Annotated in this window: 1 protein-coding gene; it reads right to left on the bottom strand. The window is 54.5% G+C overall.

Going from position 1 to position 868, the window contains the following annotated elements; all coding sequences use genetic code 11:
- Positions 1-61: 61 nt before the first annotated feature.
- A partial coding sequence (locus AYO36_RS00225) for an RNA-guided endonuclease TnpB family protein (protein WP_064299186.1) occupies positions 62-868 on the bottom strand: 807 nt, incomplete at its 5' end.

The following is an 868-nucleotide window of genomic DNA, read 5'->3' as shown; positions in this document are numbered from 1 at the left end:
TCGTCCGAGCCTTGAGGTAGGGGTGTGCCATCACCCCTCCTGAGACAGACCGTATAGGTTCTCAGGCTGATGGACTGTTACCATCCATCACAGGTGCGTATCGAATGTTCATCGCACCGACGGCGTCCCGATGTCCTTTAAACCCACAGGCACACGTATAGACCCTATCCCTCACCTTGTTCCTGACGGAACAGGATGGGCAGGTCTGACTCGTGTAGGCGGGGTTCACATACTCAACCTTGATGCCCGACAAGGCGGCTTTGTATTCGATGAAGGACGCGAGACGATAGAACGACCATGAGTGGAGGTTCTGGTTGTTTTTACGGCTTGTTCTTGCCGTCTGTCGGATGTTCGCCAAGAGTTCGAGGCGAATGACAGAGATTTTCTTCTGTCTTGCAAAATCGACGATGGCTCGGCTGACCTTGTGGTCCTTGTCCCGCATCCACCGCTGTTCCTTCTGATTGCGTCGTTTGATAGCCTTCGGCTTCTTCTTTTTGCCGAGTTCCTTCCGTTCCGCACGGAACTTGCGTTTCATATACTTGTTCTTACGACCGTTCCCGAAGAAACGGGTCGTGTCGTCATCGGTGACGGCGACCGCCGGCACTTTCAGTCCGAGGTCAACCCCCATCACCCGCACCCCCGTCCGAGGAACGGTCGGGACATGGACGGAAATTTGAGCGATCCACTTCCTTCCCTTCTTCGTGACCCTGAGCGTCCCGAGTTTGTTGGCAAGGAGTCGGGTATTCCGATTGTCCTTGTCAACCATGGCAGCACGGAATCGCATCTTCACGGACTTCCCGTCCATCCAAACGGGGAAGGAGATGCTCTCGAAGTCGAAGGAATAGTTCTGATTGTTCCAGACGCAGAC

The sequence above is a fragment of the Exiguobacterium sp. KKBO11 genome, assembly GCF_001644945.1.
Taxonomy (GTDB): Bacteria; Bacillota; Bacilli; order Exiguobacteriales; family Exiguobacteriaceae; genus Exiguobacterium_A; species Exiguobacterium_A abrahamii.
Note: the sequence above shows the minus strand (reverse complement) of the source record. Positions and strands in the feature narration are given on the sequence as shown.